The sequence below is a fragment of the Nocardioides sp. CER19 genome, assembly GCF_029846275.1.
Taxonomy (GTDB): domain Bacteria; phylum Actinomycetota; class Actinomycetes; order Propionibacteriales; family Nocardioidaceae; genus Nocardioides.
The window spans coordinates 484,638-497,896 of the sequence record NZ_JARVWS010000004.1 but is presented as its reverse complement, the minus strand read 5'-3'; the positions used below and the strand labels follow the sequence as shown (position 1 = coordinate 497,896).

12 protein-coding genes are annotated in these 13,259 nt (G+C 73.0%); 3 read left to right on the top strand and 9 right to left on the bottom strand.

What is annotated here, in order from left to right:
* Positions 1-15 precede the first annotated feature (15 nt).
* The gene (locus tag QDS12_RS21880; protein ID WP_279883115.1) at positions 16-1,176 is read left to right on the top strand and encodes a sulfite oxidase; all 1,161 of its coding nucleotides are present in this window, start codon (positions 16-18) and stop codon (positions 1,174-1,176) included.
* Between the two features lie 51 nt (positions 1,177-1,227).
* Here the strand turns inward: QDS12_RS21880 and QDS12_RS21875 are convergent, their stop codons facing one another.
* The 4 genes from QDS12_RS21875 to QDS12_RS21860 form a co-directional block, all read right to left on the bottom strand.
* On the bottom strand, positions 1,228-2,037 hold the full coding sequence (locus tag QDS12_RS21875) for an ABC transporter permease (RefSeq protein WP_279883114.1): 810 nt from the start codon (positions 2,035-2,037) through the stop codon (positions 1,228-1,230).
* Positions 2,034-2,951, bottom strand: coding sequence for an ATP-binding cassette domain-containing protein (locus QDS12_RS21870; RefSeq protein ID WP_279883113.1), 918 nt, complete (start codon positions 2,949-2,951; stop codon positions 2,034-2,036). Before QDS12_RS21870 ends, QDS12_RS21875 begins: the two co-directional genes overlap by 4 nt.
* Positions 2,952-3,065: 114 nt before the next feature.
* Complete coding sequence (locus tag QDS12_RS21865; RefSeq protein WP_279883112.1) at positions 3,066-3,707, bottom strand: response regulator transcription factor; 642 nt, start codon at positions 3,705-3,707, stop codon at positions 3,066-3,068.
* Positions 3,659-4,834 carry a sensor domain-containing protein gene (locus tag QDS12_RS21860; protein WP_279883111.1) on the bottom strand — a complete coding sequence of 392 codons (1,176 nt, stop codon included), beginning with the start codon at positions 4,832-4,834 and terminating at the stop codon, positions 3,659-3,661. The genes QDS12_RS21865 and QDS12_RS21860 overlap by 49 nt, the downstream gene beginning before the upstream one ends.
* Before the next feature lie 130 nt (positions 4,835-4,964).
* Here QDS12_RS21860 and QDS12_RS21855 point away from each other — a divergent pair, with 130 nt between their 5' ends.
* Positions 4,965-7,121: an MMPL family transporter gene (locus tag QDS12_RS21855; RefSeq protein ID WP_279883110.1), complete on the top strand. Its 2,157-nt coding sequence runs from the start codon at positions 4,965-4,967 to the stop codon at positions 7,119-7,121.
* 21 nt (positions 7,122-7,142) lie between these two features.
* Here the strand turns inward: QDS12_RS21855 and QDS12_RS21850 are convergent, their stop codons facing one another.
* The 4 genes from QDS12_RS21850 to QDS12_RS21835 all read right to left on the bottom strand — a co-directional run bounded on the left by QDS12_RS21850 (position 7,143) and on the right by QDS12_RS21835 (position 9,979).
* Complete coding sequence (locus QDS12_RS21850) at positions 7,143-7,874, bottom strand: L,D-transpeptidase family protein (protein WP_279883109.1); 732 nt, start codon at positions 7,872-7,874, stop codon at positions 7,143-7,145.
* A gap of 61 nt (positions 7,875-7,935) precedes the next feature.
* A complete protein-coding gene (locus QDS12_RS21845; protein WP_279883108.1) occupies positions 7,936-8,181 on the bottom strand; it encodes an HPr family phosphocarrier protein in 246 nt (81 codons plus the stop codon).
* 41 nt (positions 8,182-8,222) lie between these two features.
* A complete protein-coding gene (locus QDS12_RS21840; RefSeq protein WP_279883107.1) occupies positions 8,223-9,206 on the bottom strand; it encodes a 1-phosphofructokinase family hexose kinase in 984 nt (327 codons plus the stop codon).
* Between the two features lie 5 nt (positions 9,207-9,211).
* A complete protein-coding gene (locus QDS12_RS21835) occupies positions 9,212-9,979 on the bottom strand; it encodes a DeoR/GlpR family DNA-binding transcription regulator (protein ID WP_279883105.1) in 768 nt (255 codons plus the stop codon).
* A gap of 104 nt (positions 9,980-10,083) precedes the next feature.
* Here QDS12_RS21835 and QDS12_RS21830 point away from each other — a divergent pair, with 104 nt between their 5' ends.
* Entirely contained in the window at positions 10,084-11,790 is a 1,707-nt protein-coding gene (locus tag QDS12_RS21830) for a putative PEP-binding protein (RefSeq protein ID WP_279883103.1), read from the top strand.
* Between the two features lie 250 nt (positions 11,791-12,040).
* Here QDS12_RS21830 and QDS12_RS21825 read toward each other — a convergent pair whose 3' ends face one another.
* Positions 12,041-13,099, bottom strand: a complete 1,059-nt coding sequence (locus tag QDS12_RS21825; RefSeq protein ID WP_279883101.1) for a zinc-dependent dehydrogenase — start codon at positions 13,097-13,099, stop codon at positions 12,041-12,043.
* Positions 13,100-13,259: the final 160 nt, after the last annotated feature.

Sequence of the window (13,259 nt, the reverse complement as noted above, 5' to 3'; positions counted from 1 at the left end):
GTTAACGTTCGGCGCATGACTCGGGTCACCCGGCGCACGGTCTTCGGACTCGCCGCCTCGGCCGCTGCGGCCGCCTCGCTGCCCTCGTTCGTGCCGCCCGCGTCGGCGGGCGCTCCCCAGATCCTGAAGCCGCTCCCGCCGCGGTGGTTCGTCGACTACGGCAGCAACGCCGAGATGCGCTGGGAGTCGGTCGACCCCAGCGCCTACCTCACCCCGCAGCGCCGGCTGTTCGTCCGCAACCACACCTCCACGCCGACGATCGACCCGAGCACCTACCGGCTGCGCGTCCACGGTGACGGCGTACGCCGCGACGCCAGCCTGTCGCTCCGCGAGCTGCGCGGCTTCCGTCACGTCCAGGCGACCACCGTCCACGAGTGCACCGGCAACGGGCGCAGCTTCTTCGCCTCCCAGCAGGGACGTGCCGCCTCGGGCACCCAGTGGACCCTCGGCGCGGTCGGGACGGTGCGCTGGACCGGCGTACGGCTCGCGGACGTGCTGCGTGCGCTCGGGCTGCGGCCCGACGCCGTCAGCGTCCAGGCCACCGGCCTCGACGCCGACTACGTCAACGCCGGTGTGGACTACGGCCCGGTCAGGCGACCCTTCCCGGTCGCGAAGGCCCTCGACGACGCCATCCTCGCCTGGGGAGCCGACGGGAAGCCGCTGCTGCCCGACCACGGCTTTCCGCTCCGGCTGGTGCTGCCCGGCTGGGTCGGCATCGCGAACATCAAGTGGCTCGGCTCCCTCGAGGTGTCGACCAGCGAGCTGACCTCGCCGTGGAGCACGACCTGGTACAACATCGACGGCCCGCTCTCCACCAATCCGGTGCGCTCGGCCTGGGAGCTCCCGTGGGGCGCCCAGCTGGCGCGAGCCCCGCGGATCGAGCTGACGGGGCGGTCGTGGAGCGGGGCCGGCCCGATCGCCGGTGTCGAGGTGAGCACCGACGGAGGTGCCACCTGGCGTCCCGCGAGGCTGCACGCTCCCGGTCGGGCGAGTGCCGGGCACGGCTGGGGCTGGACGCAGTGGTCGACCGTCCTCGAGCGCCCGGAGCCGGGGGCCAGGACGCTCCTCGCCCGGGCGACCGACGTGCGCGGCCGCACGCAGCCCGACGAGGCGGCCTGGAACCCCAACGGCTACTTCTTCGATGCCGTGGTCCGCCATCCCGTCACGATCCTCTGAGAGATGGCAGCGGCCCGACCCCCGCAGGGGCCGGGCCGCAGTCTCAGGAGGTCACTTCACCTCGGCGCGCATCAGGAGCCGCAGCCCGACCGCGAGGGGAAGAACCAGCCAGATCAGCGCGGTGACACCCAGCTGTGCCCACATCTGCCCGGTCATGTCGTCGTAGAGGTTGCCCGAGGCCCAGTTGAGGTCGAACCACGCGCCGTGCTGGTTCCACCAGTCGGTCGCGTTGGCGAGAGCCCCCGAGATGCCGGGCAGGACGAGCGAGTAGACGAAGTAGCCGACGACGGCGGCGGGGGAGCTGCGCAGCAGGACGCCGAGCATGAACCCCATCAGCATGCCGATCCCGTCGGCGAGCACGATCTGGGCGAACTCCGACGGCGAGATGTTCCAGGTCTGGTCGACACCGGCCAGCGCGCTGCCGACCACGTTGCCGACCGCGCCGACGCCGAGCGCGACGAGCATCGAGACGACGCCGATGGCGACGGTCAGCGTCGCCTTGGCGGCGATGACGCGGGCCCGGCTGGGCACCAGCGTGAAGGTGGTCAGCGCGCTGCGCTGGCTCCACTCGCTGGAGACGGAGAGGATGGCGATGATCGGCAGGATCACCGTCATCGGCACGCCGACGGCCGACCCGAACGCGCCGTAGTCGATCTGGTCGTCGGGCGCGAAGATGATGACCGCGCCGGTCGCGACCACGGCCAGGATCCCGATGCTCGCCATCAGCCAGAAGCCCGAGCGGGTGTCGAACATCTTGCGGAGCTCGACGCCGAGGATGCGGCTGAAGGGGATCGGCTTCGGGACGGCGCGGTCGCGGGTCGACGTACGGACGTCGGCGGACTCGATGGTGGCGGTGGTCATGCCGCGGTTCCTTCCTGGACGGTGATCTGGTCGCGCTGGCTCTCGGCGGTCAGCGCGAGGAACATCTCCTCGAGCCCGGCGCCGTCGGCGGCGCGCAGCTCGGTGAGGGGTACGCCGGCCGCGAACGCGGCCTGGCCGACGACCGCGAGCTCGGCGTCGGCGAGCAGGGCGCCGCGGTCCGCGGCGCTGTACCCGATGCCGGCCCCGGCGAGGGCCGCGGCGAGCGCGGCGGTGTCCGCCGCGCGGACCAGCGTGCCTCCGGCGGCGAGCAGCTCGTCCTTGGTGCCTCCGGCGACGATCCGGCCGTTGCCGATGACGACGAGGTCGTCGGCGATGACCTCGATCTCGTGGAGCAGGTGCGAGGAGAGCAGCACGGTGCCGCCCTGGTCGGCGAAGCCGCGCAGCAGGTCACGCATCCAGCGGATGCCGGCCGGGTCGAGACCGTTGGCGGGCTCGTCGAGGATCAGCACCTCCGGGTCGCCGATGAGCGCGACGCCGATGCCGAGCCGCTGGCGCATGCCGAGCGAGTAGTTGCGCACCCGGCGGCCGGCCTCGCTCTCCGTGAGACTGACCCGCTCGAGCGTCTCGTCGACACTCGACTTGGGCAGCCCCATCGTGCGCTGGGCGATGGTGAGGATCTCCCGGCCGGTGCGGCCGGCGTGCTGGGCGGAGGCGTCCAGCAGGACGCCGACCTCGCGGCCCGGGTTGGGCAGGTCCGCGAACCGGCGACCGAGGATGGTCGTCGATCCGGAGGTGGCCTCGGTGAGGCCGACCATGACCCGCATGGTGGTGGACTTGCCGGCCCCGTTCGGGCCGAGGAAGCCCGTGACGCGACCCGGCCGGGCGGTGAACGACACGTCGTCCACGGCCGTGAATCCGGCGTACTTCTTGGTGAGGGACTCGACCTTGATCATGACGAGAACCCTCGCCGAGCGACGCCGGTACGCGCGTCGGGCAGCGCCCCGGACCAGACCCTGAGGCGCCCCTGAGGGTGCTCAGGGTCGGTCGCGCCCGATCACCTAGGGTCGCTAGACCCGGAGGTAGGCGAGCACCGCCCGCACGCGGCGGTGGTCGTCCTCGTCGACGGGGAGGTCGAGCTTGGTGAAGATCGCGTTGATGTGCTTGGCCACCGCCTTCTCCGTCACGGTCAGGGCGTGGGCGATCGCGGCGTTGGAGCGCCCCTCCGCCATCAGCCCCAGCACCTCGCGCTCGCGCGCGGTGAGCCGGTCGAGCGGCTCCACCCGCTGGCGCGAGAGCACCGTGGCGACGACCTCCGGGTCGAGCACGGTCCCGCCGGCGGCGACCCGGCGCACGCCCTCCGCGAACTCCGCCACGTCGGCCACCCGGTCCTTGAGGAGATAGCCGACGGCACCGGTGCCGGAGGCGAGCAGCTCGCGGGCGTACAGCGCCTCGACGTACTGGGAGAGGACCATGACCGGGAACCCGGGCCGGGCCGTCCGCACGGTGATGGCCGCGCGCAGCCCCTCGTCGGTGAAGTCGGGTGGCAGCCGTACGTCGAGCACGGCCGCCTCGGCGGCGGGATCGGCCAGCGCCTCGTCGAGGTGGGCGGAGTCGGCGACAGCGTGCAGGATCGTGAAGCCGTGCCCTTCCAACAGCTGGGTCAGGCCGGCCCGGAGGAGGGTGTTGTCTTCGGCGAGGACAAGGCGCAACGGACCTCCAGCGTGACGATCGTGGGGCCGCCGACGGGGCTGGAGACGGACAAGGTGCCGTCGAAAGCCGCCAGTCGGCGCATCACGCCTAGCATGCCCGTTCCTGCCGTCGGATCGGCGCCGCCACGACCATCGTCCCCCACGATCGCCCTCAGGACGCCGTCCCGGTGGCACAGTCGGACCCACGCATGCTCCGCCCCTGAGTGCTTGCCGACGTTGGCCAGGCACTCGGCGATCGCGAAGTAGAGGGCCGACTCGACGGGGGCCGGCGGACGCCCCGAGAGCCGCGCCTCCACCTCCACCGGGAGGGGAAGGTCGAGGGCGAGCGCCTGGACGGCGCCGCTGAGGCCGCGGTCGGCGAGCACGGGCGGGTGGATCCCGCGGACCACACCGCGCAGGTCGCCGAGCGCGGCGGACGACGTGGCCCGCGCCTCGCTCACCAGCTTGCGGGCCCGCTCGGGGTCCGCGTCGAACGCCTCGTCGGCCATCCCCAGGCTCATCGAGAGGGCGACCAGCCGGGCCTGGGCGCCGTCGTGCAGGTCGCGCTCGAGGCGGCGCAGCTCGGCGGCCGAATGGTCCACCACGTCGGCGCGGCTCTCGGTCAGGTCGGCGACCCGCTGCTCGAGCCGCTCGGCACGGCCGTAGGTGAGGAAGAAGCAGTCGATCCGAGCGCGAGCGCGCATGATCGGCTCGACGCCGAACCACCACAGCGCCCCGGTCACCACGGCCAGGAACAGCACGACCGTGAGCAGCGAGATCGCGAGGCCGACGGTCGCCGCGACGATCGCCCAGCCGAGCTCCCGCCAGGTCATCGGGTCGCGCGCCCAGACGAAGACGCGCCCGATCAGGTGTGTCCCCGGCGGCACCGGCACCCGGTCGTCGGGCACGGGGACACCGAGCGTGTGGGCGGCCATGGCCCGGTGCCGGTCCGCCAGCCAGTGCAGCATCGGCACCGACCAGACCAGGAACAGCAGCCCGATCCACGTGATCGACAAGACGCCGCCCACGATCGTGACCACCAGGGCGACGAGCGTCGGCACGGTCAGGAGGACTTCGGCGCCGGCATACAGCGTCAGGCGGAGCCGCCCGGCGATCTCGGTCGGTGCGACAGCGGTCACGGTACTCACGCCCCCATCCTGGCGCCGGCAGGCGGTCCCGCGCAGTGGTGCAGGCACCACCGTCACTTCGGGAGGGCGCACCACCGACACGGGAGCGCGGGCTCACGAGGCTGGTCGCACAGCCTGAAAGGAGCCTGAGATGAACAAGCTGAACAGACACGGAGGGGTCCCCCTGCGGATCGCCCGCTGGAGCGCCGGTCACCCCTGGCGAGCGGTCGGGGGGTGGCTCGCCTTCGTCATCATCGCCGTCGGCCTCGCGGCCGCCGTCCCGACCCAGGAGACGACCGACGCCGACTACGACACGGGCGACTCGGGCCACGCCGCCGCCCTCGTCCGCAGCGCCGGCATGGAGGCGCCCGACACCGAGCGCATCCTCGTCACCGGCGGTACGCCGGCGGAGCGGACCGCTGCCGCCGGGCAGATCGCCACGCAGGGCCGGACGCTGTCCTTCGTCGCCAAGGTCGTCGACCCGGTGACCAGCCCGGACGGCAAGGCCGTGCTCGTCAACGCCGAGCTGCGCGACAACACCGACGACGTGAGCGCCCTGCAGGCGGTCACCGACTCCGTCCAGAAGCAGCACCCGGACCTCGAGGTCCGGCAGACCGGTGACGTCTCGGTCGACGCCGCCATCAACGACCGGGTCGGCGAGGACCTCTCCTCGGCCGAGGGCATCAGCCTCCCGATCACTCTCGTCCTCATGCTGCTGGCGTTCGGCGCGCTCATCGCGGCGGGCATCCCGGTGCTCGTCGGAGCCACCAGCGTCGCCGCGACGATCGGGCTCACCGCGCCGATCTCGCACCTGGTCCACGCCGAGCCCACGGTCAGCAGCCTCATCGTCCTCATCGGCATGGCGGTCGGCGTCGACTACTCGCTCTTCTACCTCAAGCGCGAACGCGCCGAGCGCGCCGCCGGCCACGGCACCGTGGACGCCGTCGAGATCGCGGCGGCCACCTCGGGACACTCGATCCTCGTGTCGGGAGCCGCGGTGATCGCGGCGATGGCCGGCCTCTACCTGGTCGGCGACGTCACCTTCAACTCGCTCGCCACCGGCGCCATCGTGGTGGTCGCGATCGCCGTGATCGGCTCGATCACCGTGCTGCCCGCGCTCCTCGGCGGCCTCGGCCGCTGGGTCGACCGACCGCGCATCCCGCTGCTGTGGCGGCTCAACCGCCGCATCGGCCGCGGTGGCATCAGCACCCGCCTGCTCGGTCCGGTGGTGCGGCACCCGGTCGCCGCCCTGCTCGCCGGCACGGTCGTCGTACTCGCCCTCTCCGCGCCGGCGCTCGGCATGAAGATCCACCAGTCCAACCTCTCCACGCTGCCGCAGTCGATCCCGCAGGTCCAGACCTACCGGGACATGGAGGCGGCGTTCCCGTCGCAGCTGGTCGGGGCCGACGTCGTGGTGCCCGTGCCCGCCGGCCAGGAGTCCCAGGTGCGGACCGCCCTGGCGGGGCTCCAGCAGGACGCGGGTCGGACGCGTGACTTCCTGGCCGGGCAGCCCGACATCCAGGTCGCCGACGACGGCAGCGTCGCCGTGCTGCACCTGACCACCCACTACGCCGACGAGGACCCGCGGGTCGACGACGCGGTGCTGCACCTGCGCAACCGGCTGGTGCCGGCCGCGATGGGTGAGCAGACGGCGTACGTCGGCGGTATGGCGGCCGAGAACTACGACACCACCCACCTGCTGCGCGAGCGGCTGCCGTACGTCGTCGGCGCCGTGCTGCTGCTGACGGTCCTCATCATGGGCCTGGCCTTCCGCAGCGTCGTGCTCGCGCTGCTGACCTGCGTGCTCAACCTGGCCTCGGTGGGCGTCGCGTTCGGCGTGCTGACGCTGGTCTTCCAGCACGGGTTCCTCGAGGGGCCGCTCGGCTTCAGCTCACCCGGGTTCCTCATCAACTGGCTGCCGCTGTTCGTGATGGTCGTCCTGGTCGGCCTGTCGATGGACTACCACGCGTTCGTCCTGAGCCGGGTGCGCGAGCACGCGCTCAACGGCTTGCCGCCGCGGCTCGCGGTGCAGCGCGGCATCGCCGACACCTCGGGCGTCGTCACCAGCGCCGCCACGGTGATGATCTCGGTGTTCGCGATCTTCGCGACGCTCAGCATGCTCGAGATGAAGACCCTGGGTGTGGGCCTGGCCGTCGCGATCTTCCTCGACGCCACACTGGTCCGTCAGGTGCTCCTGCCGGCGGCGCTCGTCCTGCTGGGGGAGCGGGCCTGGTGGCCCGGCCGGCTCACCGCACCGGTCGGGACGCGTGTCGAGGAGCCCGAGCGGCCGGCGTACGCCGCCGGGTAGCCGCGCCACGCAGGCTGCGCCTCAGAGCCGCTGGACCACTCGTGGGTCGGCTCCGGGGCGCAGCCAGCGTTCCAGCCAACGCATCCCCTGCGGGTTGCCGACCTGGGTGCAGCCCGCGGTCGGCGACCAGCGGTGCCCGGGCTTGGACGTGTGGTAGAAGATGCCGCTGCCCTTGCCCGGCACCGGCTGCGCGCCCTGTCCCGGCGCCAGCCGGACGTGGTTGTAGTCGACCACCCAGCCCCAGCGCATCGAGGGGCGGTTGCCGCTGCGCACGCCCGGCACCTCGAGCCACGTGTTGTAGTTCGGTCCCGGCGTGTTGCTCACGACCGACGTCGCCCTCCGCTGGCGCCACGGCATCGGACCGGGTCCGGGCGAGCGGGTCGAGAACGTCACCTTGATCCGGAACACGCCGACGGGGGAGCGCCGGTCGCCTTCCCGCTGCTTGCCCCAGCCCTTCGCGCCGATCGAGGAACGGAACTGGCGCACCAGGTGCCACCCGGCCGCGTCCTTCCGCCAGGCCTGGGTGACGGTGCAGTAGACCTGCCGGCACCAGCGTCGGCTCGAGATCGTCCGGACCACCTGGGTGGTGCTGGCCGGGACGGCGCTCGCGAACGTCGGTACGTCGGCCGGGATCCGCGCCTCGGCCGCCACGCTCGCCGGGCCGCCCGGTGCCAGCAGGCCGCCCGGGCCGCCCGGTGCCAGCAGGCCGAGGGCCAGGAGCAGTGCGGCGACCAGGGTTCCGAGACGGGTCATGACGGTTGATCGTGCCATCACATCCGTCCCGTGGGCACCCCCGAGGGGCTATGTCACGCGCTCACTCGGCGTCGAGGTCGCGCTCGACCAGCGCGACGACAGCGGCGAGCGCCGCGGGGTCGTCGCTGGCGACCTCGACCTCGTCGCCCTTCTTCGCGCCGAGCGTCATGATCATGAGGGACGAGCCGGCGTCGACGCCGTTGATCGTCACGGGGACGCCGAGGTTCCCCACCGCCTCGGCGATGAGCGCGGCGGGTCGGGCGTGCAGGCCGACGGCCGAGCCGACGATGACTGACGTGCTGGGCATGGGGTCTCCTCCGGTGCGGTGAGTGGATGGTCGGTGAGGGCTCACATCGCTTCGTGCAGCAGCAGGGGGCGCACGACCGCCGCCTCGGGCCGCACGTGCTCGGGCCCGGGGATCGTGGTGCCGGGCAGGCCGGCGGCCGCGCTGCCGTAGGCGACGGCGAGCGCGACCCGGTCGGCCGGTGGAAGCCCACGGAGCTCGGCGAGCAGGTAGCCGAACAGGCTCGAGTCGCCCGCGCCGACCGTGCTCACGACCGTGGTCGGCGGCGGCAGCGCGTGCCACGCCCCCTCGGCGTCGACCAGGAGGGCGCCCTGGCCGCCGAGGGTCGCGAGCACGGTGCCGACGCCCCGGTCGACCAGCTGGCGCGCGGCCCGGGCGGCGGCGACCGGGTCGGCCTCGAGCTCGGCCCCGTCCGCGCCTGTCACCGAGGCCAGCTCCTCGGCGTTGGGCTTGAGCAGGTCGGGGGCGCTGGTGGGCAGCCCGTCGACCAGGCGAGCCAGCGGCTCGCCACTGGTGTCGACGGCGATCCGGGTCACCCCGCGCAGGCGGGCGACCAGGTCGGCGTACAGGCCTGCAGGCGCGCCGGGTGGGAGCGAGCCCGCGAACACGGCCCACGACGCACCTCGCGCCTCGCGCTCGAGTGTCGCGGCGAGGTCGTCGAGGTGCTCCCGGTCGACGGCCGCGCCGGGGCTGTTGAGCTTCGTCGTGGTGCCGTCGGGCTCGGTGAGGGTGAGGTTGACCCGGATCTCGCCGGCCGGCCGCGACGTGCGGCACCTGATCCCGGCTTCCTCCAGCTCGTGGACGAACGCGTCGTCGGATCGCGCGGGCAGGACCGCGACGGTGGCGAGGCCGGCGGCGACGGCCGCCCGGGAGATGTTGACGCCCTTGCCTCCGGCCTGGGACGTGGCGTGGTCGACGCGGAGGACGGCACCGCGCTCCAGGGCGCAGGGCAGCGCGACCGTCCGGTCGACGCTGGGGTTGGCGGTCAGCGTGACGATCAGTCCCGCTCCCTGCCGCGTCGTCGACATCGTTGCTACGCCTCGACGACGTCCAGGCCGGCGGCCTCGAACGCCGCGACGTCGGAGGGGCTGATGGCGTCGTCGGTCACCAGGACGTCGACCTCATCGAGGCCGGCGAAGCGCACGGCGCGCTCCTGACCGATCTTGGTGGCGTCTGCGAGTACGACGACCCGCTGGCCGCCCTCCACGAGCGCCCGCTTGGTCGCTGCCTCCTCGCTATCCGGGGTGGACAGGCCGTGGCGGGTCGAGACGCCGTTGGTGCCGAGGAAGGCCAGGTCGGCGCGGTACTGCCCGATCGCCTGCACCGTCTCGTGCCCGACCGCCGCCTGGGTCGCCGTCCGGACCCGGCCGGGCAGCAGGTGCAGCTCGACGTGGGGGAGCGGGGCGAGGATGGCGGCGATCGGGACCGAGTGGGTGATGACCGTCCACGGGTCGGTGGCCGGGAGCCGCGAGGCCAGCCGCGCGGTGGTGCTGCCGGCATCGATGAGCAGCGTGCCGCCGCCCTGGGGGAGCAGGGCGACCGCGGCCTGTGCGATCCGGTCCTTCTCGGGTGTGCGCTCCTGGTCGCGGTCGGACAGGCGCGGCTCGAGCATCGTGACCGAGCGGAGCGAGACCGCCCCGCCGTGGACCCGCCGGACGAGCTGGAGCCGCTCGAGCTGCGAGAGGTCGCGCCGCACGGTCTCCGTCGTCACGCTGAACCGCGACGCGAGCTCGGTGACCGCGACCCTGCCCCGGCTCGCCACCATCTCGGCGATGGCCTGGTGGCGCTCCTCGGCGTACATGTCTGGGGGCTCCTCACTGCCGGCGATCGAGCGGCACCTTTGATTGTGTTGTTTTAGTCCCGAATGTGTTGACTGTCAAGCGACCTGTGGCATTGGATGTGGCCATGGTCACTACCACCACGGACGTCGGCCAGAGCGCGCCGCACTCCCTGCTCCGCGGCACGCCGGTCGTGCCGGGACTCGCCTACGGGCCGGTCCTCGTGGTCACGCAGGAGGTCTCGCCGGAGGCAGTCGCATCGTACGGCGACGGTGGCCACGCCACGGTCGACGACGCGCTGGCCGCCTACGACCTCGCCGCCGTCGCGGTCGCTGAGGGGTACGCCGCCAAGGCGGCCCGGGCGACGGGCGCGGCCGCGGAGGTCCTGACCGCGAGCGCCGGCCTGACCCGCGACAAGGGGCTGCGCCAGGCGGTCGGGACACGCCTCGAGGGCGGCGAGGCGCTGCTGGCCGCGGTGCACGGTGCGGTCGAGCAGTTCGTCGGAGTCTTCGCGGCGATGGGCGGTCTCATGGCCGAGCGGGCCACCGACCTGCGCGACATCGAACGGCGGTTGGTCGCGCGGCTGGTGGGCGAGCCGGAGCCCGGCGTCGCCCCGCCGGAGGTTCCGTCGGTCGTCGTCGCGTCCGACCTCGCTCCGGCGGACACCGCCAGCCTCGAGCCCGGCCGGGTCCTCGCCCTCGTCACGCAGCGGGGCGGGGCGACGAGCCACACCGCGATCATCGCGCGCCAGCTCGGCATCCCGTGCGTCGTCGGCGTCGCGGCCGCCCTCGGGCTGGCGGCCGGGAGCCACGTCCTGGTGGACGGAGCGGCCGGCACCGTCGACCCCGCCGTGGCCGAGGACGAGGCCCGTCGCCTGGTCGAGGAGGACCGGGTCCGCCGGGCCGCGCTCGAGGCGTGGGCCGGCCCCGGCGCCACGGCCGACGGCGCACGTGTCACCCTGCTGGCCAACGTCGCGGACGGCGAGTCCGCGCGCGTCGCGACCGACGTCCCGGTCGAGGGCGTCGGGCTGTTCCGCACCGAGCTCTGCTTCCTGGACCGCCGCGAGGAACCCACGGCCGAGGAGCAGGCCGACATCTACGCCGAGGTGCTCGGGCCGTTCGCGGCGGCGGGCCACCACGTCGTGGTGCGCACCCTCGATGCCGGGTCCGACAAGCCGATCGCGTTCGCGACGCTCGAGGACGAGGAGAACCCGGCCCTCGGAGTGCGCGGGCTGCGGCTCGCCGAGCACAACCCGCAGCTGCTGGAGCGCCAGCTCGACGGCATCGCCGACGCGGCACGGCGCACGGGCGCCGACGCCTGGGTGATGGCGCCGATGGTGGCCACGGTCGCCGAGGCGGCCGCCTTCGCCGAGCAGGTGCGTCGGCGCGACCTCAAGCCCGGCGTCATGGTCGAGGTCCCCAGTGCTGCACTGCTCGCGAGCCGGTTCCTGGAGGTCGTCGACTTCCTGTCCATCGGCACCAACGACCTGACCCAGTACGTCATGGCCGCCGACCGGCTCGCCACCGACCTGGCCTACCTCACCGACCCCTGGCAGCCGGCCGTGCTGCACATGGTCGCGATCACGGCCGAGGCGGGACGTCAGGCGCGCAAGCCGGTCGGCGTGTGCGGCGAGGCGGCCGCCGACCCGCTGCTCGCGATGGCTCTCGTCGGGATGGGTGTCACCTCCCTGTCGATGGCGCCGGCCGCCGTACGGGCGGTCGGTGCGCAGCTTGCCGCCGTCACGCGCGCGACCTGCGAGGAGGCGGCCGAGGCGGCGCTGGCCGCCGCCGACCCCCGGGCCGGGCGCGAGGCGGTCCGCGCCCTCCTCGCCTGAGACGCCCTGCCCGGCCGACTCGCCCGACCCGCCCGACCCACAGGAGCCCCACCGGCCCCGCCGCCCAGGGAAGTGCGGAACTCCCGGGGTGTCATGACGCCCTCGGAGTTCCGGAGTACCCGGTCAACCGGGTACTCCCGCCCGCCCTACGGCTCGACGGTGGGTCTCGACTCGCCGTCGCGGCCTCACAGGCTCGGCCGCGGGCTCGCTCGACCTCCCCGCCCTGAGCCGTAGGAGCGGCTTCGCCGCCCTACGGCTCGACGGTGACCTTGATCGCCTCACCGTTCTTGACGATGTCGAACGCGCTCAGCACGTCGTCGAGCGGCACGTGGCGGGTGATGAGGTCCTTGACCGGGACCTGACCGGTCGAGATGTACTCCAGCGCGCGCTTGTTGTGCTCCGGGGCGGAGCCGTTGGCGCCGTGGATGTGCAGCTGGCGGTAGTGCACGAGGTTGGAGTCGCAGCGGATGAAGGGGTCGGTCTTCGGCAGCCCCCCGAAGAACGAGATCCGGCCGTTGCGGGCGGCCATCGAGATGGCCTGCTCCTGGGTGACGTTCGCGGCCGTGGCGGTGATGACGACGTCGGCGCCGCGGCCGCCGGTCAGCTCCATCACCCGGGCGACGACGTCGACCACGGAGCCGTTGATCGCCTCGTCGGGCTTCACGGCGTCCGCCGACATGGCCAGGCGCTCGGCGTTGACGTCGACGAGGTAGATCGGACCCGCGTCGTGGACGCCGCGGGCGATGCGCGTGTGCATGCAGCCGATCGGTCCGGCGCCGAAGATCACCACGGTGTCGCCCGGCTCGATGCCGAGCAGCTCCTGGGCGTTGATCGCGCACGCGAACGGCTCGGCCGCCGAGGCCTCGTCGTAGCCGACGTTGTCGGGGATCCGGTTGAGGCCGTCCACCTTGAGCACCTGGCGCGGGACGATCATGTACTCGGCGAACCCGCCGTCGTACTGGTAGCCCACCGACGTCTGGTTCTGGCACACGGCCATCCAGCCCTTGCGGCACTCGTGGCACTCGCCGCACGGCACGGCGGCGATGACCTGGACGCGGTCGCCGACCGCCCAGCTGCTGCCGTACGTCGCGTTGACGTCGGCGCCGACCTCCACGACCTCGCCGGCGATCTCGTGACCGATCGTGCGCGGCGGCGTGAGGTTCTGGTGGCCGTTGTGGAAGATCTTCACGTCGGTGCCGCACGTCGAGCAGTTGCGGACCTTGAGCTTGACCTCGTCGGGGCCGCAGGTCGGCTCGGGGACCTCCTCGAGCCGGACGTCCTCGGGTGCGTAGAAGCGCAGTGCCTTCATGGCGGATCGTCCTTTCGATCTTCCGGGCGGATCTGCCCACGTCGTCGATCTCCGACGCTAGCGGCGGCCGCCCGCAAAAGCCACATCATCGGACAGAAAACAGTGTCCGAGTGCTTGGCAACATGTCCGAATCGGTGCACACTGACCGCATTGCCGCGTG

What these genes read in the sequence shown, in the direction of transcription:
- QDS12_RS21830 (WP_279883103.1), top strand. Translation starts at nt 10,084, where the DNA reads ATGGTCACTACCACCACGGACGTCGGCCAGAGCGCGCCGCACTCCCTG.
- QDS12_RS21855 (WP_279883110.1), top strand. Translation starts at nt 4,965, where the DNA reads ATGAACAAGCTGAACAGACACGGAGGGGTCCCCCTGCGGATCGCCCGC.
- QDS12_RS21840 (WP_279883107.1), bottom strand. Translation starts at nt 9,206, where the DNA reads ATGTCGACGACGCGGCAGGGAGCGGGACTGATCGTCACGCTGACCGCC.
- QDS12_RS21825 (WP_279883101.1), bottom strand. Translation starts at nt 13,099, where the DNA reads ATGAAGGCACTGCGCTTCTACGCACCCGAGGACGTCCGGCTCGAGGAG.
- QDS12_RS21835 (WP_279883105.1), bottom strand. Translation starts at nt 9,979, where the DNA reads ATGTACGCCGAGGAGCGCCACCAGGCCATCGCCGAGATGGTGGCGAGC.
- QDS12_RS21870 (WP_279883113.1), bottom strand. Translation starts at nt 2,951, where the DNA reads ATGATCAAGGTCGAGTCCCTCACCAAGAAGTACGCCGGATTCACGGCC.
- QDS12_RS21880 (WP_279883115.1), top strand. Translation starts at nt 16, where the DNA reads ATGACTCGGGTCACCCGGCGCACGGTCTTCGGACTCGCCGCCTCGGCC.
- QDS12_RS21845 (WP_279883108.1), bottom strand. Translation starts at nt 8,181, where the DNA reads ATGCCCAGCACGTCAGTCATCGTCGGCTCGGCCGTCGGCCTGCACGCC.
- QDS12_RS21850 (WP_279883109.1), bottom strand. Translation starts at nt 7,874, where the DNA reads ATGACCCGTCTCGGAACCCTGGTCGCCGCACTGCTCCTGGCCCTCGGC.
- QDS12_RS21875 (WP_279883114.1), bottom strand. Translation starts at nt 2,037, where the DNA reads ATGACCACCGCCACCATCGAGTCCGCCGACGTCCGTACGTCGACCCGC.